General features: G+C 63.5%; 13 protein-coding genes. 4 read left to right on the top strand and 9 right to left on the bottom strand.

Features of this window, described 5'->3' with window-relative positions:
- Positions 1–14: 14 nt before the first annotated feature.
- Positions 15–1,880, bottom strand: a complete 1,866-nt coding sequence (locus tag JFU04_RS11400; protein WP_201144106.1) for a phytase — start codon at positions 1,878–1,880, stop codon at positions 15–17.
- Between the two features lie 75 nt (positions 1,881–1,955).
- Positions 1,956–4,469 (bottom strand): TonB-dependent receptor, encoded by a 2,514-nt coding sequence (locus JFU04_RS11395; protein ID WP_201144105.1) that lies wholly within the window; start codon positions 4,467–4,469, stop codon positions 1,956–1,958.
- Positions 4,470–4,857: 388 nt separating this feature from the next.
- Here JFU04_RS11395 and JFU04_RS11390 point away from each other — a divergent pair, with 388 nt between their 5' ends.
- Both JFU04_RS11390 and JFU04_RS11385 read left to right on the top strand, forming a co-directional pair.
- Positions 4,858–5,772 (top strand): GGDEF domain-containing protein, encoded by a 915-nt coding sequence (locus JFU04_RS11390; protein WP_106804280.1) that lies wholly within the window; start codon positions 4,858–4,860, stop codon positions 5,770–5,772.
- Position 5,773: 1 nt separating this feature from the next.
- Positions 5,774–6,811, top strand: a complete 1,038-nt coding sequence (locus JFU04_RS11385) for an AraC family transcriptional regulator (protein WP_201144104.1) — start codon at positions 5,774–5,776, stop codon at positions 6,809–6,811.
- Here the strand turns inward: JFU04_RS11385 and JFU04_RS11380 are convergent.
- The 5 genes from JFU04_RS11380 to JFU04_RS11360 form a co-directional block, all read right to left on the bottom strand.
- Entirely contained in the window at positions 6,798–7,679 is an 882-nt protein-coding gene (locus JFU04_RS11380) for a LysR family transcriptional regulator (protein ID WP_120448276.1), read from the bottom strand. The genes JFU04_RS11385 and JFU04_RS11380 overlap by 14 nt on opposite strands.
- A gap of 182 nt (positions 7,680–7,861) precedes the next feature.
- Positions 7,862–8,479, bottom strand: coding sequence for an isochorismate family cysteine hydrolase YcaC (gene ycaC, locus JFU04_RS11375; protein ID WP_027607149.1), 618 nt, complete (start codon positions 8,477–8,479; stop codon positions 7,862–7,864).
- Positions 8,480–8,499: 20 nt separating this feature from the next.
- Positions 8,500–10,338 (bottom strand): amidohydrolase, encoded by a 1,839-nt coding sequence (locus JFU04_RS11370; RefSeq protein ID WP_201144103.1) that lies wholly within the window; start codon positions 10,336–10,338, stop codon positions 8,500–8,502.
- Positions 10,335–10,925 (bottom strand): antibiotic biosynthesis monooxygenase, encoded by a 591-nt coding sequence (locus JFU04_RS11365; protein WP_065906127.1) that lies wholly within the window; start codon positions 10,923–10,925, stop codon positions 10,335–10,337. Before JFU04_RS11365 ends, JFU04_RS11370 begins: the two co-directional genes overlap by 4 nt.
- A gap of 1,420 nt (positions 10,926–12,345) precedes the next feature.
- Complete coding sequence (locus JFU04_RS11360) at positions 12,346–12,816, bottom strand: Lrp/AsnC family transcriptional regulator (RefSeq protein WP_065910374.1); 471 nt, start codon at positions 12,814–12,816, stop codon at positions 12,346–12,348.
- Between the two features lie 123 nt (positions 12,817–12,939).
- Here JFU04_RS11360 and JFU04_RS11355 point away from each other — a divergent pair, with 123 nt between their 5' ends.
- Positions 12,940–14,184, top strand: coding sequence for a methionine gamma-lyase (locus JFU04_RS11355; RefSeq protein WP_201144102.1), 1,245 nt, complete (start codon positions 12,940–12,942; stop codon positions 14,182–14,184).
- 111 nt (positions 14,185–14,295) lie between these two features.
- Positions 14,296–14,967 (top strand): helix-turn-helix domain-containing protein, encoded by a 672-nt coding sequence (locus JFU04_RS11350; protein WP_177410338.1) that lies wholly within the window; start codon positions 14,296–14,298, stop codon positions 14,965–14,967.
- A 60-nt stretch (positions 14,968–15,027) separates the two neighbouring features.
- Here JFU04_RS11350 and JFU04_RS11345 read toward each other — a convergent pair whose 3' ends face one another.
- Positions 15,028–16,986, bottom strand: coding sequence for a MacB family efflux pump subunit (locus JFU04_RS11345; protein WP_106804285.1), 1,959 nt, complete (start codon positions 16,984–16,986; stop codon positions 15,028–15,030).
- A 3-nt stretch (positions 16,987–16,989) separates the two neighbouring features.
- Positions 16,990–18,111 carry a macrolide transporter subunit MacA gene (gene macA, locus JFU04_RS11340; RefSeq protein WP_065910375.1) on the bottom strand — a complete coding sequence of 374 codons (1,122 nt, stop codon included), beginning with the start codon at positions 18,109–18,111 and terminating at the stop codon, positions 16,990–16,992.
- Positions 18,112–18,115 lie beyond the last annotated feature (4 nt).

Here is an 18,115-nt window from a genome sequence, read left to right as displayed (position 1 = left end):
CGGGTGATGACGGTTCAGGGCAATTTCAGTGCGCGGGTCACGTCGGCCCAGGGCACGAACTTGAAGTTCTGGGTCTGCTCGGGCATGCGCTTGCGCCCGTCCTGCACCACCAGCATGCCCTGGCTCCATGGCCCGCCGAGGTTGATGGCGGTAACTTCCAGGCCATCGGTTTCCGAGGCGCCATCGATGCCGGCGGCCGCGTTCAGGCCCACGCGGAAAGCGCCGTGTACGGCAAACGGCGGTTCGGCATCCACCACCAGGTAGCTGTCATTGCCTTGGCTGGAGATCACCAGGTAGTCGCGCTTGTCGCTCTGGTACAGCGCCAGGCCTTCGACGTCCGCGTGCAGTTGCGGGCCGACCTTGATCACGTTGGTCAGGGTCGCCGGTTGATCGGCGCGGGCGTCCACCGCCCACACGCCGACATCTTCCTCGCCGATAAACAGGCGCTGGCGCTGGTCGTCAGCCACGCAGCCTTCGGGTTGGCTGTCGACCTTGAACTGGCGCACCAGCTCACCCTGCGCACGGCCATCCGGCGCGCTGAGGCGGTATTGCAGGAAGGTGCCGTCCTTGCCGTTGGCGATCGCGTAGATCTCCCCACTCGCCGGCTGGAACAGGCAAATGCCGTAGATTTCCTTGAGCGGCGTCGGCACTTCACCGGCTTCGCGCAACTCGCCGCTCTGGCGGTCGATGCTGAACAGACTCAGGCTGTTGTGATCGCGATTGCTCGCCACGGCCAGGTCGACCGTGCGCTGGCCGAGTTTGAAGTTGGGGCGTACATCGACGTTGTTGAGGCGCCCGACGGCCAGCTCCTGCAGCAGCTTGCCGTCGAGGTCATAGGCGAGCAGGCCCTGTTTCTTGTTGGTGCCGAGCACGCGGCTTTTCGCCGGTTGCCCGGGGTGAATCCAGATCGCCGGATCATCCGCCGCATCACCCTGGCGGCCGACCGGGTCGGTCTGGCGCACGGCGGCGACTTCCGGCAGCACCGGCACCGCCGCCACCGGCTGGGCCTGCCAGTCGAGGGTGGCCTGGTAGAGCGCGCCGGTGTCGTCGTCACGCACCAGCAGTTGCCGGCCGTTGACCGTCAGTTGCTCCGGCTCTTTGAGGCCTGGCAGGCTCAGGCTCGATTGCTCGACCCAACGCTCGCCGGTGTGCTGGAACAGGTGCAGCTCGGAGGTCTTGGGATCCAGTGCGACCATCCCGCCGGGCACCGACGCGATGGCCCCGGCTTCGCGCTTGGGCGTGTCGAACAGCGCCACCGGCGTGCGCTTGACCTCGGCTTCCGGGTGCGCCGGATAGGCCCACCAACCGATGTTTTCTTCATTCACCAGCAACTGCTGGGTGGCGTCATCGACCTGGCAGAACTGCGCCGACGGCGGCAGCGGCACCCCGCGCACGCGCTGGGCCTCACTCAATAACGTGGCGCCATTGCCCACCAGCCATTGCTCGCCCTTGCCCTCTTCACCGACCAGGAACACAAACAGGTTGGCTGCCGCATCGCGGTAAAGGCACAGGCCATTCACCGCAAAGTCGCGGGTCGGCAAGTACAGCGGCTTGCCAAAGCGCTTGCCGGCGACATCCAGGTTGATCAACAGCGCCTGCTGGCGGTCGTTGTCGAGACTGGCGACCACCACCTGGGCGCCGGCGGCGCGGGTGTCGAGGCTGCTGAAATTGCCCTTGAAACGCGCCAGTTCCGCGCCTTGGCGATCGAGTAATTGCAGGCCGTCGCGGGTGCCGGCGGCCAGGCGCTCGGGGCCGTTGGGCAGGAAGGCCACGGCTTCAGCCTTGAGGCCCGGTGCCCACGGGGTCAGCGCCAGGTCGCCGGCCAGGGCGTGGCCGCAGGTGGCCAGGGCAATCAACAGGTACAGCTTGGACATTCTCATTAACGTGCAAATCCTTCGAATACGATGGAGATCAACTCCAGGCAAGCCAGCGCCTGCAGCTGGAATGTGTTGAGTTCAGAAATGGGTGAAGGTCAGGCCCAGCTTGTAGGTCGGGCCGTACTCTTCGTATTGGCCGTTGTAGCTGCGATGGCCGGTGTAGACGAAGTACGACTCATCGGTGAGGTTCTGCGCCTCGAAGCTGACCTGCAGGTTTTTGCTCAGCGAGTAGCGCGCGCTGAAGTCCACGAAGGTCTGCGCGTCGACGTGCAGGTCGTGGGCCTTGTCGTTGATCGAGGCGAGTTCATACAGGTACGCCGACTTGTAGTTAGCCGACACGCGCAGGCTGAGCCTGTCGTTTTCCCAACCGAGCATCAGGTTGCCGACGGTGTCCGACTGGTTCGGCAGGCTGATGTTGCGTTTGCGGTTACGGCCGCTGGCACTGTCGAAGCCTTCGATATCGGCGCTGGAGCGGCTGAACGTGCTGTTGGCACCGATCAGCAAGCCGTTCCACGGTGCGGGCAACCAGTCGAATTTCTGCGAGTAGGCCAGTTCCAGGCCGTAGAGCTTGGCGCTGTCGCCGTTGGCGTAGGTGTGGGCCTCGGTGAAGTTGGTCCAGGCGCCAGTACCGGCCAGGTCAGTGTTGTAGACAAAATTCTTGATGTCCTTGTAGAACACGAACGCCGACACGGTCCCGGCGCGGCCCATGAAATGCTCGATGCCCAGGTCCAGGTTGCTCGACTCCAGGGGCTTGAGGTCCGGGTTGCCGAAGGTGGCTTCGTCATCGTCGATGACAAACCCCGGCGCCAGCTGGCCGAAGGTCGGGCGCACCACGGATTTGGTCCAGGCGGCGCGCAATTGGGTGTTCTTGTCGATCTGGTAGCGCGCATGCAGGCCGGGCAGCCAGTGGTGATAGCGGCGCTTGGTTTCGGTGGGCGTGAACACTCCATCGGTCGCGCCGGTGCCCTTGGCTTCGAACTCGGTGCCCTCGTAGCGCAGGCCGGCGATAAAGCGCCAGTCGTCGATATCGACGGTGTTCATCAGGTAGCCGGCATTGATGTCCTCGCGGATGGTGAAGTCGTTGACCCGCGATTCAGTCTCGTCATAGAAATCCGCCGGGTTGAGACTGCCGATCAACTGCTTGATCGCGCCAGGGCTGATGCCGGGGCCGTAGTTGCCGAGGCGATAGTCGACAGAGCCTTTCTGAAATTGAGTGAGGTTGAGCTGGTCGGCGGTGAAGCCCAGGGTGTCGAAGTCTTTGTAGACCCAGGCCTCCAGGTCGTTGTCCTTGTTGCGACGGCTGACCTTGCCGCCGAACTTGACCTGGGACGCGTAGCCGCCGAGGTCATAGTCGCGGGCCAGGTCCAGGCGCAGGTTTTTCTCGGTGTCCTTGGTGTTCTGCTTCTCCCAGTCGACCTTGTCGAGGGTGAAGTTGCTCGCGTCGTAGAAACCGGCGCCGATGATCGGGCGTGGCTTGTCCTTGTCATAGAAGCCGCTGTTGGCGAAGTCGCCGCCGTCAAAAGTGGCGCCGGCAATGTGCGCCGGGCTGTCTTCGCTGGACTGGCTGTAGCCGGCCTGGCCGCTCAAGGTCCAGAGGCCGAGCATGCGCTCGCCGCCGAACACGTAGGACTGGATCTCCTGGGTTTCCTCGCGATTCTTCAGCTTGCGCTTGCCCTCGGCATCGCCCAGTTCGCCGGGCGCCTGGGGGTCGGCAAACTCGATGCTGGTGGAGTTGCGGGTCTCGCTGTCCTTGTAGCGGCTGTAGAGCGTGCGCAAGTAGTAGCTGCTGAGGTCATCGGGCTTGTAGTCGAAGTTCAGGCCACCCCCGGCGCGTTCGCGGCTGATGTCGTAGTCGCGCTGTTCGAACTCGTTGAGTCTGGCGCCATCAGTGAAGTCCCAGGCGCCGCCGGTCTCGACGTTGTCCGAGCCGAAATCGCGCTTCTGCCAGCTGAGGGCGGCGGCCACGCCAAAGTTGTCGATGCCGTCGCCAAGGCTGAAACGGTTACTGGCGGCGCCGGAGAACTTGGGGCTGGTCTGGCGGGTGTTCTTGTCGTAGCTGGCTTCGCTGCTGCCGGTGTAGAACAGGCCCTTGTGGTCGAAGGCCGACAGGCTTTGCACGTCGACGGTGCCGCCGAGGGAGTTGGCGTCCATGTCCGGCGTGAGGGTCTTGATCACCGACAGCGATTGCACCAGTTCCGAGGGCAACACATCGAGCGCCACCGCGCGGCGCGCGCTTTCCGGTGCGGGCACCAGGGTGCCGTTAATGGTCACGCTGTTGAGGTCCGGGCCCAGGCCGCGCACGCTGACAAAGCGCCCTTCACCCTGGTCACGCTCGACGCTGATGCCCGGCAGGCGCTGCACCGCTTCGGCGACGTTTTCATCCGGCAACTGGGCCACGCCGTCGGCATGCACCACGCTCTTGATGCTGTCGGAGCGGCGCTGCTCCTTGAGCGCCTGGTCCATGGCGGCAGCCTGGCCGACCACTTCGACGTGCTCGGTGGTGGCCGCCTCGGCAGCGTTGAGCCGCTCGCTGGCCATCGCCAGGGCCAAGGCAGTGAGCGTGAAGCTGACGAGCCCGGTGCGCTTGTACATGCAATCCTCCCCAAGAATCCATTGGCGCCAGGCAAGAGGCCCGGCAACTGGGAGGGCAAGCTAGGGGTGGGGGATGACGGTTCTGTGACAAGGGTTGGCACGAAGGCCCGTAAACCGGGCTTTTGAGGCCATATGCCGGGGCAAATGAGCTGATATGACCTCGATTAAGTGTGGGAGCGGGCTTGCTCGCGAAAGCGGCCGTTCAGGAACAGATGGGCCAACTGACGTAACGCTTTCGCGAGCAAGCCCGCTCCCACATTTGTTCGGCGTTTGGCGGGAAATTTTATTTATCCCATGAGCTGATTCGACCCTCCCCCACCGTCATCCAACCGTCACATTCATCTGCTGTGCTGGCGCCCATCGCTCATTTGCCCAAGGACTCGCGGCCATGTTCTCCGTGCTCAAACCCCATCGCTGGAAACTCGCGCTGCTGCTGGTTGCCGCCAACCTCGGGCTGATCCTGCACCTGGCCTGCGGCGAGTTGAAATACGTCAGTGAATGGGCCTGGCTGGACATCTTCGGCGAAGGCGGCTCGGCTCTGTTGGCACTGGTGTGGCTGGGCCTGGTGCTGAAAAGCCGACCCGCCGGGCGCGTCACCAATTACCTCGCGCTGGGGCTGTCGTGCATCTTCTTTTCCTGGTGGATCGACAGCCTCGACGAATTTATCCGCCTGCCCGACAGCATCACCTGGGACCACTGGCTGGAGTCCGGGCCGATGCCGGTGGGCATGATCCTGCTGACCATCGGCATCTACCACTGGCACCGCGAACAACTGGCGATCAGCGCGCAGATGGAGAAGCGCGAACGGCTGTTTCGCGAGCATCGGCTGTTCGACAAACTCACGCCGCTGGCCGGCGCCGACTACCTCAAGCGCCAGTTGGCCGACAGCCTGCAAGACAGCCGCGAGCAACAACAACCGCTGTCACTGCTGGCCCTGGACCTGGATAACTTTGCCGCTATCAACCAGGCTTTCGGGCACGTCGAGGGCGACGCGGTGTTGCAGGCCCTGAGCCATTTGCTGTTGCTCAACCTGCGCCGCCAGGACTTGCTGTGCCGCCTGGCCGGCGACCGTTTTGTGGTGCTGTTGCCCAACACCGGCGAACGCCAGGCCCAGGTGCTGGCGCTGGAGTTGCAACAGGCCGTGCGCGGCCTGGCCCACAAGACCCGCCAACAGGGCGAACGCCTGCAATTGGCCGCGACTACGGCGGTGGTGATGGCCCTGGACGAGTCGCCCCACGACCTGCTCAAGCGCCTCAACCTGGCGCTGGCACGGGCCAAGCAACCGCTGGCGAAAAGTGCCTGAGATGGCCGTCAAGACCAGCTGGTATGAAAGCGACACGCGCTTTATCCCCGGGCATTACCAACCCGCTACCTTGATCGACCTGGCCTTGTCCCGCGACATCGACAGCCATCGCCTGCTGCGCGGCACCGGGCTGTTCCACGAGGACATCCTGGCCGGCAACGCGCGGTTGAGCCCGCAGCAGTTCCTGGCCCTGATCGGCAACAGTCGCAAACTGCTGGATGCCGACGACAGCAGCTTCCTGTTTGGCCAACGCCTGCTGCCCGGCTACTACGGCGCCGCCAGTCACGCCCTGGGCCACGCGCAGAATCTGCACCAGGCACTCGAACTCCTCATCCAGCAGCAAGTGCTGCTCAGCCCATTGGTCAGCCTGCAACTGGAGCTGGATGAGCACCACGCCTACCTGTATTGGCTCGACAGTTGCGGCGCCGGCGAGCACTGGCGTTTCCTGCTGGAGGCCAGCGTGACCTCACTGGTTGCCATGAGCCAATGGCTGAGCGGCCAGCGGCTGCCGTGGGCGTGCAGTTTCAGCCACGCCGAGCCGCGTTATGTCGAGCAGTACTGGGTGAACCTGGGCGAAAGCACGCGCTTTGCGCGCCCGCTGGACATGCTCAGCATCCCGCGCGAATACCTCACCCACCCGTGGCCGGGTGCCTCGGCCACTGCCGGCCAGGTCGCACGTCGCCAGGCCTGCGAGCAGATCGAACACTTGGGCTTTGCCGGCAGCTTTCTCGACTGCCTCTACGACTACCTGCGCGATCAGGTACGCCAGCCGCCGAGCCTGGAACAGGCGGCCCAGGCGTTTGCGATGAGCCCGGCGACCCTCAAGCGCAAACTGCACAAGCATCACACCGGTTTTCAGCAGCAGGTGGACCGCGTGCGCAAGCAGGTGGCGTTGCACCTGTACCAGGTCAAGGGCTACAGCAATGAGGAAGTGGCGGCGTACCTGAATTTCAACGACGCAGCCAACTTCCGACGCTCATTCAAGCGCTGGACCGGCAGCACCCCGAACCTGATCCGCCAGTTGTTCAACAGCCACTAGCCAGGCGTTCGCGCAAGAACTCCACCAGCGCCTGGACGGGCCGTGAGCTTTGCCGGTGCTGCGGGTACACCGCCGACAGGGTCAGGGCCTCGGGGGCGAAGTCGTCCAGTACACTCACCAGGCGCCCGTCCTTCAAGGCCTCGCCGACGATAAAGGTCGGCAAGTAGGTGACGCCCAGGCCGGCAATCGCGGTGTCGCGCAGCAGGTCACCATTGTTGACGCGCATGCGCCCGCTGACGTTCAGCGCCTGCAGCTTGCCCTTGAAGCGCCACTGCACCTGGCGGCCATGGCCGTAGGGCAGGCAGTCGTGGTCGGCAAGATCGTCGGGTTTCTGCGGGGTGCCGCGCAGGGCCAGGTAATCCGGGCTCGCGCAGTAGACGCGCGGGATGCTGGCGATACGGCGGGCAATCAGGGTGGAATCTTCCAGGGTGCCGATGCGCAGCACCAGGTCGTAGCCTTCGCCGATCAAATCCACCGGGCGGTCGCTGAGGTCGACTTCCACCGACACCTGGGGATAGCGCTGCAAAAACTGCGGCAACAGGCAGCCCAGGTGCGCCATCGCAAACGACAACGGCGCGCTGAGGCGCAGGGTGCCGCGCGGTTCGCTGTTCTGGCCGGCGATGCCCTGCTCCACTTGCTCGACTTCGGTGAGCAGGCGCAAGGCGGATTCGTAGTAACTCTGCCCCAGGGGCGTGACGTCCAGGCGGCGGGTGGAACGGTTGAGCAGGCGCACGCCGAGGCGATCTTCCAGTTGGATCAGGCGGCGGCTGACAAACTGCTTGGACAGGCCGAGCTGTTCGGCGGCGGCGGTGAAGCTGCCGGATTCCATGACCTGGCAGAACAGGCGCATGTCTTCGAAGGGGTTCATTGTCGCTTCTCGGTGGACAGTTTGCTGATTTATAGCGGGTCGGTCGCCTTACTACAAATCAAATGTGGGAGCGGGCTTGCTCGCGAATGCGTTGGATCAGTCGCTGAAAGTATGGACTGACACAGCGCATTCGCGGGCAAGCCCGCTCCCACATTGAATGGCCTGCACCTGTTGGAAATCGCTTATTTGGCAGTAAACGCCGAGTAGCTGTTCATCAGGTTGCGGTAGTTGGGGATGCGCGGCGACAGCAGGTTGGCCAGGCCTTCCATGTCGTTGCGCCAGTCCACTTGCAGCTCACAAGCCACGGCGAACCAGTTCACCAGTTGCGCACCGGCGGCGGTCATACGGGCCCAGGCGGCTTGTTGCACAGTTTCGTTGAAAGTACCGGAGGCGTCGGTGACCACGAACACCTCGAAGCCTTCGTCGAGGGCGCACAGGGTCGGGAACGCTACGCACACGTCCGTCACCACGCCGGCAATGATGATCTGCTTGCGACCGGTAGCCTTGACCGCCTTGACGAAATCTTCGTTGTCCCAGGCGTTGATCTGGCCAGGGCGGGCGATGTACGGCGCGTCCGGGAACAGTGCCTTGAGCTCTGGCACCAGTGGGCCGTTAGGACCGCCCTCAAAACTGGTGGTCAGGATGGTCGGCAGGTTGAAGAACTTCGCCACATCGGCCAGGGCCAGCACGTTGTTCTTGAATTCGTTGGGGGAGAAATCCTGCACCAGGGAGATCAGGCCGGTCTGGTGATCCACCAACAGCACCACCGCGTCATCTTTGTTCAAGCGCTTGTAAGTCATGGGTTAACTCCTTCGGGGGTTTAAAAAGCAAAACACGAGCAGCCAAACGCGCCCCAGAAACCCTGGAAGTCGCTGACCGGCACGCTGCTGAGGCGCGCCTTTTCATGGCTGTGGGAATGCACGCCGCACGGGCCGCTGCACTGGTGAACCTGAGCCTGCACCGGGGAAGTCGGGCGCCAGTGACCCGGCACCTTGACCACCGGCGACCAGTCCGGCAGCACCGGCACACGCGGTGGCGCGACATCGTCGAAGTCGCCGGCGCCGTACACCACCTTGCCGCCGACCACGGTCAGCACCGATTCGATCCACTTGATGGCCTCTTCATCGACGCTGAAAAAATCCGCCGACAGCGCCGCCACGTCCGCCAACTGGCCGACCTTGATCTGGCCCTTCTTGCCCTGCTCGGACGAGAACCAGGCGCTGCCATGGGTGAACAGTTCCAGCGCGGTCAGGCGCGGCAGGCCTTCGGCGTGCAGCTCCAGGCCGCCCACGGTGCGGCCGCTGACCATCCAGTACAGCGAGGTCCACGGGTTGTAGCTGGAGACCCGCGTGGCATCGGTACCGGCGCCTACCGGCACGCCTTCGGCGAGCATGCGCTTGATCGGCGGCGTGGCTTCGGCCGCCTTGGCGCCGTAGCGCTCGACAAAGTATTCACCCTGGAACGCCATGCGGTCCTGGATCGCAATACCGCCGCCGAGGGCGCGCACGCGCTCGATATTTTTCGGCGTGATGGTTTCGGCATGGTCGAAAAACCACGGCAGGCCATTGAACGGAATGTCGCGATTGACCTTCTCGAACACGTCGAGCATGCGCGAAATGGACTCGTCATAGGTGGCATGCAGGCGGAACGGCCAGCGCTGCTCCACAAGATGGCGCACCACCGGCTCCAACTCCTGCTCCATGGTCAACGGCAAGTCGGGACGCGGTTCGAGGAAGTCTTCGAAGTCGGCGGCCGAGAACACCAGCATCTCGCCGGCGCCGTTGTGACGCAGGTAGTCATCGCCCTGGTGCAGGGTGACGCTGCCGGTCCAGTTCTTGAAGTCGCTGAGTTCTTCCTTGGGCTTCTGGGTGAACAGGTTGTAGGCGATGCGCACCGTCAACTGTTGATCCTTGGCCAGTTGCTCGATCACCGCGTAGTCATCGGGATAGTTCTGGAAGCCGCCACCGGCGTCGATGGCGCTGGTAAGGCCGAGGCGATTGAGTTCGCGCATGAACTGGCGCGTCGAATTGACCTGGTATTCCAGCGGCAATTTCGGGCCTTTGGCCAGGGTCGCGTAGAGGATCATCGCGTTGGGCCGCGCCACCAGCATGCCGGTGGGGTTGCCGTGGCTGTCGCGCACGATCTCACCGCCCGGCGGGTTCGGCGTGTCCTTGGTATAGCCGGCCACGCGCAGTGCCGCGCGGTTGAGCAAGGCGCGGTCATACAGGTGCAGCACGAACACCGGCGTGTCGGGCGCGGCCTGGTTGAGTTCGTCGAGGGTGGGCATGCGTTTTTCGGCGAACTGGAATTCGTTCCAGCCGCCGACCACGCGTACCCATTGCGGCGTCGGGGTGCGATCAGCCTGGTCCTTGAGCATGCGCAAGGCATCGGCCAGCGACGGCACGCCTTCCCAGCGCAGTTCGAGGTTGTAGTTGAGCCCGCCACGGATCAGGTGCAGGTGCGAGTCGTTGAGGCCGGGAATCACGGTGCGGCCCTTGAGGTCGATGACCTGGGTGCCACTGCCGCGCAGGGCCAGGGCTTCACCGTCGGTGCCGACGACGACAAAGCGGCCTTCATGGATAGCGACGGCGGTGGCGCGCGGGTTTTCACGGTCCACGGTGTGGAACTGGCCATTGAACAGAATCAGATCGGCGTTCATAGGGTTTCCTTTACTGAGGCTTCAAGCCAGGGAGCGAACAGGCGGGTGGCGGCCGGCATCAGCAGGTAGACCACCAGCAGCACGATGGTCAGCGTCACCAGGAAGGTCGCGACCACGTAGTTGGATAAAAACGGGTGCAGGCGCAGGACCGGGCCCCACACGATGGGCACCAGCAGGGTCAGCGGCAGGATCACGCACAGGGTGACCACCGCCTGCTTCCAGCGCGGCGGCTTGGCGGCACTGTCGGCCAGGGGCGTGAACCAGAACTCGTTGACCGCGCCGATTTCGGTGTTGTCGCCGTCCGCCAGCATGGGTGTGGCTTCGGCGATGAGGGTTTTGCGCTCGGCGGAATCGAGCCAGGTTTGCAGGTCATCGGTGGAGCGGTAGCGCAATACGCAGGTGAACAGCGCCAGGCCGTTCTGTTTGCTGCGCACGACGTCGACGCCGAGGTGCCCGGGGCGCGCGCCGGCGATTCGTACGATGTGGCGTAGCCAGGTTTCGTAGTTGGCTTCCTGGCCGGGTTTGATCAGGTGTTTGACGACCAGGGTGACGACTTCGTCGGGTCCGGTTTTGGGTGCTGGGTGCATGGGTGCCCCTCTGCCTTGATGGTTTGGCGGTGAGAGGAGTTTGGGGGGATGGGGGGTGGGGAAAATTGGATGTACGTGCTGTTTGGTGGGGACGTTGAGATTGAGGTTGAGTGTATATCCGTTATTTGGGTCATGGCCGCGTATGGTTCCGCTCTTACAGCGGGTCACTTTTGGAAAAGAGCCCCAAAAGTAACCAAAAGGGCTCTTGCCCCAACACTCGGCACCTCGCCTAGGCTCGGTGTGCCCTCACTCCGGCTTGAATCCGTGGGCCGCCGCCACGCGCCATCCATGGCGCGGGGCGGCTAACCCGGCGTCCTGCCGGGTTACCCACGGATTCAAGCCTGCGTTCGGCCAGCATGTTTGATGGGGCGCCTAGATCAAGATCAAGATCAAAAGCGGCTCGCTTCGCATCGTGGGTTGTGGTTGTTTACGCCAGGCCGGTATTGAGGCCGACACCGCCGATCCCTTGTGGGAGCCGTCGAGCCTCGGCGAGGCCGCGAAAGCGGTGGGTCAGGCACTAAATTCATTGGCAATACCGCCGCCTTCGCGGCCTCGCTTGGGCTCGACGGCTCCCACATTTGATCTTCTGGGCGGCGGATTATGGGGTGTGACTCAAGGCTGCTTGCGACAGGCCGGTATCGAGGCCAACACCGCCGATTCCCTGTGGGAGCCGTCGAGCCCCAGCGAGGCCGCGAAAGCGGTGTGTCAGGCACTAAATTCATCGGCAATGCCGCCGCCTTCGCGGCCTCGCTGGGGCTCGACGGCTCCCACATTTGGTCTTTGGGGCGGCGGATTATTGGGGTGTGACTCAAGGCTGCTTGCGACAGGCCAGTATCGAGGCCAACACCGCCGATTCCCTGTGGGAGCCGTCGAGCCCTGGCGAGGCCGCGAAAGCGGTGGATCAGGCACTAAATTCATTGGCAATGCCGCCGTATTCGCGGCCTCGCTGGGGCTCGACGGCTCCCACATTTGGTCTTTGGGGCGGCGGATTAGGGGGTGTGACTCAAGGCTGCTTGCGACAGGCCGGTATCGAGGCCTACACCGCCGATCCCCTGTGAGAGCCGGCTCCTACAGGTTTCTGCTTTTGATCTAACCACTCAGGCCGGCTGTCAGGCCGCCGTGCTGTTGCTTTTGATCTTGATCTTGATCTAGGCGCCCCATCAAACACGCTGGCCGGAATTCGATATTGATTTGGGGGGTAAACCGGCAGGGATGCCGGTTTAGCCGCCCCGCGCCATGGATGGCGCGTGGCGGCGGCCCCCCAAATCAATGTCGGATTACGGGCACACCGAGCCTAGGCGAGGTGCCGAGTGTTGGGGCAAGAGCCCTTTGGTTACTTTGGGGCTTTTCCAAAGTGACGCGCCGTAAGGGCGCAACCAATAGCAGCCGTTACCCAAATAAAAGAATGCAAACCCGACCGTCACCCCGGCAACGGAATCACCCGCAACGCCCGCACCGACTTGTAGGAAAAACTCGAATAAATCTCCTTCACACAAGGCAGCGTCTGCAACACCTCCCGCGCAAACTCCCCGAACGATTCAAGGTCCCTGGCCACCACTTCAAGCAAAAAGTCATACCGCCCCGACACGTTATGACACGCCACGATTTCCGGGATTTCAAGCAGCCGCTGTTCAAACGCGCGGGCAATTTCCTGGGTGTGGCTGTCCATCATGATGCTGACAAACGCCGTCACGCCATACCCCAGCGCCTTGGGCGACAGGATCGCCTGGTAACCACTGATCACGCCGCTCTCTTCGAGGTTGCGCACGCGGCGCCAGCAGGGCGAGGTGGTGAGGGACACCCGCTCGGCCAGTTCGGCTACGGTGAGGCGCGCATTGCCTTGCAGTGCGTTTAAAAGGGCCTTGTCGGTACGATCGAGACTCACGGGCATATCTTGCCTCTGATTGTTGTTTTTATCGGGTTTTCATCCCGGTACGCGGGATTTGGCAGCAAACTTTGCAACGTTCATCTTTGGTTATGAGCATAGCATTGTAGGAAATAAGGAGCGTCCGACATGAACAATAAACACAATGCATTCGGCTTTTCTACCCGCGCCATCCACCACGGCTACGACCCCAAGGACCACCACGGCGCGCTTGTCCCGCCCATTTATCTGTCGGCAACGTTCGCCTTTCCCACCGCCGAATACGGCGCCGCGTGTTTTGCCGGCGAAGCCAACGGGTACTTCTATACGCGTATTTCCAACCCGACCCTGGCACTCCTGGAAGCACGCATGGCCAGCCTGGAAAACGGCGAGGCGGCAGTGGCCTTCAGCTCGGGCATGGGCGCGATTGCCGCGACGTTCTGGACCCTGCTGCGCCCCGGTGACGAGGTGATCGTCGGCCAGACCGTCTACGGCTGCACCTTCGCCCTGCTGCATCACGGCATCGGCGAGTTCGGCATCAAGGTACGGCACGTCGACCTGACTGACCTGGCCGCCCTGCAAGCGGCAATCAGCCCGGCCACGCGCATGATCTACTGCGAGACCCCGGCCAACCCCAACCTGCAACTGGTGGATATCACCGCCGTGGCCGCCCTCGCCCATCAACATGGTGATATCACCGTGGTGGTCGACAACACCTACTGCACGCCCTACCTGCAACGCCCGCTCGACCTCGGCGCCGACGTGGTCGTGCACTCGGCCACCAAATACCTCAGCGGCCACGGCGATATCACCGCCGGTATCGCCGTGAGCAGCCAGGCCCTGGCCCAGCGCATCCGCCTGCAAGGCCTCAAGGACCTGACCGGCGCGGTGATGTCGCCGCAGGACGCGGCCCTGCTGATGCGTGGCCTCAAGACCCTGGCCCTGCGCATGGACCGTCATTGCAGCAACGCCCAGGCGCTGGCCGAAGCCCTGCAGGCACACCCGGCCGTGGAGTCGGTGACCTACCCGGGCCTGCGCTGTTTCCCACAATACGCACTGGCGCAGCAGCAAATGAAAATGTCCGGCGGCATGATCGCCTTCGAGCTCAAGGGCGGGATCGACACCGGCCGGCGCTTCATGAATGCGCTCAAGGTGTTCACCCGCGCGGTCAGCCTCGGCGACGCCGAGTCACTGGCCCAGCACCCGGCGAGCATGACCCATTCCACCTACACCCCCGAGCAGCGCGCGCACCATGGCATCAGCGAAGGGCTGGTGCGCCTGTCGGTCGGCCTGGAGGATGTCGCCGACCTGCTGGCGGACGTGCAGCAGGCCCTGGCCAAATGCACCCGCGCCCTGCCCCGGCAGCCGGTGTTGGCGTCGCAGTCTGTGAGATAGGGCTTACGCGGGCTGTAGGGGTTTTAATGCGGCTTTTTGCGGATTGGATCCCCATCACCCCGCCAGGCTGTACTAGCATACGTCCTGCACCCGAAACTCATGGACGAACTGATGAACTCACACCTGTTCCCACATATAGGCAAGGTCATCGCAAGCACCGGCAGTCGCCATTTCCCACGCATGCTGCATGACCTGATCCTCACCCAACTGGCAGTGGACGCCACCCATATCACCCAACTGCGCGTCAGTCACGAAGGCCACACCCGTCGCCAGATCAGCCCGGTCTATACCGACTCCGTGGCGACCCTGGGCGTGGAACAACCGGCCGCACAATTGCACCTCACCCGCCACAAGGACGACGTGCGCTACGTGCTCTCGGTGTACCGCTCGCACCAATCCGAAAGCTTTTCGCCGCAGGAACGCAGCATGCTGCAGGACTTCTCCACGCTGCTGCTGCCCATGGTCGAAAAACACATCACCGCGCTCCACCCGTGCCGCCAGGACAGCGACCCGGTACCCGCACAGAACCAGGGCATCGACACCCTGCGCCGGCGCATCGAAGAACGGCTGGTGCAGTCGGGGCTGACCTTGTCCAACCGTGAACTGGAAGTGTGCGTGGGCCTGCTGGCCGGGCGCACGGCACCGGAACTGGCCGAGCAGTTGGCGTTGAAGGTCAACACCATCGAAAGCTACCTCAAACGCGCGGCGATCAAGCTCGGGATCAGCGGGCGGCACTCGTTGTTGCGGTGGATGTATGCCACCAAGGATGAAACAGCCCCTTAGCCCCCGCTGTGGCGAGCAGGCTTGCCCTGCCCGCCACAGGTCCACCTCGACCTCGGGCACTCAATCGCGCGCCAACGCCTCGATCGGATCCAGCCGCGCCGCATTCCTTGCTGGCACGAAGCCAAACACAATGCCAATCAGCGTCGAACAGGCAAACGCGGTGACGATCGAGCCCACCGAAAACACCATCTCCCACTCCTTCACAAACAGCGAAAACAGCAAGCCCAGCCCGTAGGACAGCGAGATCCCGATCACCCCGCCGATCAGGCACACCATCACCGCCTCCACCAGGAACTGCTGGCGAATGTCCGACTGTCGCGCGCCCACTGCCATGCGAATACCGATTTCGCGAGTGCGCTCGGTGACCGACACCAGCATGATATTCATCACGCCGATTCCGCCTACCAGCAGGGAAATCACCGCAATCAACGACAGCAGCAACGCCAGCGAGCGGCTGGTTTTCTGCACGGTCTGCATGATGCTGTCGAGGTTGTTGGTGAAAAAATCCTTGGTGCCGTGGCGTTGCAGCATGAGCTTGTTGACGTTCTCCTCCACCACCTTGCTCGGCTGGCCGTCCTTGATGCGCACCGTGATGCTGTCCAGATGGCGCTGGCCCAGCAGCCGCCCCGCGGCGGTTTCATACGGCACCCAGACGTTCAGCGCCTTGCTGGCGGCGAACATGTTTTTATTCTCGGCCGTGACACCGATCACCGTGCACGGCAGGTTGCCCACCAGGATCACCTGGCCCAACGGGTCGACAGTTGGCCCGAACAGGCGCTGGCGGGTGTTGTGGTCGATGACCACCACCTGGGCCTGGCGCCGTGCATCGCTTTCACTGAAGGCGATCCCGGCCTCGAGCTTCAAGCCCTTGACCTTGAAGTAGCGATCACTGACGCCATTGACCTGCGCATCCAGGTCGATGTTGCCAAAGCGCAGCAACAGGTTGCGGCCCACCACCGGGGTCGCGCTGTCGACGTAATACAGCTGGTTCAACGCGTCCACATCCGACGGCATCAGCGTCTCGATGGCCGACGCGCGACTGTCGCCAAAACTGGTGCCGGAAAAGATATCGATGGTGTTGCTGCCGATCGCCTGGATGTCCTTGAGCACATAGCGCTTGGCGCCTTCGCCGATGGCCGAGATCGACACCACCGAGGTGATGCCGATGACAATGCCGAGCATGGTCAGCAACGTGCGCATGCGATGGGACACCAGCGCGACCCACGCCATGTTGAAAGCTTCCTTGAACAACCCCAGGCTCGCCACCAGGCGCCGCGCACCGCTGCGCCGTGGCTCGACGGGCGCTTCCGCGGGCAGCTCCAGGCCGCTGCTCTGGTTGGCCTTGTCGCTGACAATCTCGCCATCGCAGACCTCGACAATGCGCTGGGCATTCGCCGCCACCTTGGGGTCGTGGGTGACGATAATCACCGTGTGCCCGGCGGCGTGCAGCTCGGCGAGGATGCGCATCACCTCCTTGCCGCTGTGGGTGTCGAGGGCACCGGTGGGCTCGTCGGCGAGGATCACTTCGCCGCCGTTCATCAAGGCGCGGGCAATGCTCACCCGTTGCTGCTGCCCGCCGGAGAGCTGGCTGGGCCGGTGGCTGGTGTGGCCGGCCAGGCCCAGCCGTGCGAGCAGCTCCCCCGCGCGGGTATGCCGCTGGGTTTGCGCGGTACCGGCATAAATTGCCGGCATTTCCACGTTGTGCAAGGCACTCAGGTGCGCAAGCAAATGGTAGCGCTGGAAGATAAAGCCGAAGTAGTCGCGGCGCAGTTCCGCCAGTTGCTCATCGCCGAGTGAGCGGGTCTCGATGCCGTTGATCCTGTAACTGCCGGCGGTCGCGTAATCGAGGCCGCCGAGGATGTTCATCAGGGTCGATTTGCCCGAGCCCGAGGCCCCGATGATCGCCACCATCTCGCCGGCTTCGATGGTTAGGTCGATGCCCTTGAGCGCAATGAATTCACGCTCGCCGGCGATAAAACTGCGGGTAATGCCCTTGAGTTCCAACAGTGGCTGGGTCATGGCTCAGTTCCCCGCCACGGCCGGCGAGGCATCGCCGATCACGACTTTATCGCCCTCGGCCAGGCCCTCCAGGATCTGCACCTTGACGTTGTTGTTGATGCCGGTCTTCACCTGCCGCGACAGCGCCTTGCCCTTGGCGTCGAGCACCCGCAGCGGGTAGCTGCCATCGGGGTTGCGCGGACCCAGCGCGGCCACCGGCACCATCAGCGCGGCCTCGGCGGTGTCGAGCACGATGCGCACCTGGGCGGTCATGGCGATGCGCAGGCGATGGTCAGGGTTGGGCACGTCGAACAGCGCGTTGTAGAACACCGCCGTGTTCTGCTTGGGGGTGCCGGCGGTCTGGGTCTCGAGGAAGTTCTGCGGCGCCGGCTCAGTGCCGCGCAGCTTGGCGTAGTAGCGCTTGTCGGCCTCGCCGAGGATGGTGAAGTACACCTGCTGGCCGGGGCTGATATGAATCACATCGGCCTCCGAGACCTGGGCCTTGACGGTCATGGTGTCCAGGTCCGCCAGCTTGAGCAGCACCGGCGCCAGCTGGTTGGCAATGACCGTCTGGCCTTCCTGGGTGACGATGCCGACCACGTCGCCGTCGATGGGCGCGACGATGCGCGTGTAGGCCAGGTTGACCTTGGCCGTGTCGATCTGGATATGCGCACTCTTGATCTGCGCATCCAGGGACAGCAGGTTGGCCTGCTGCACCTGGAACGTGGACTCGGCGTCTTCGAAATCCTGGCGCGACACCGACTCATCATCCTGCAGGCCCTTGTAGCGTTCATACACCGACTTGGCCTGCTTGAGCTGGGCCGCCGTGGCACGGCGCTGGGCCTGCAGGTTTTCTTCGTCGACCTGGGCCTTGCGCAGGGTGTTCTGCAGGATCAGCGGGTCGATTTCGGCCAGCCACTGGCCCTTTTTCACCTTGTCGCCGACCTTGACCTTGAGCGACTTCAACTGGCCCGAAACCTGGGCGCCGACGTCGACCTGCTTGATGCCTTCAAGCACGCCGGTGGCCAACACGGCATTCTCGATATCGCCGCGTTCGACGCTAGCCGTGAGGTATTGGGGGGCGTCGGCGGGAGCCTGGACGGCATACACCACCAGGCCAATAGCGGCCGCCAACGCCAGGCACATACCG

Source organism: Pseudomonas sp. TH21, assembly GCF_016651025.1.
Taxonomy (GTDB): domain Bacteria; phylum Pseudomonadota; class Gammaproteobacteria; order Pseudomonadales; family Pseudomonadaceae; genus Aquipseudomonas; species Aquipseudomonas aylmerensis.
Note: the sequence above shows the minus strand (reverse complement) of the source record. Positions and strands in the feature narration are given on the sequence as shown.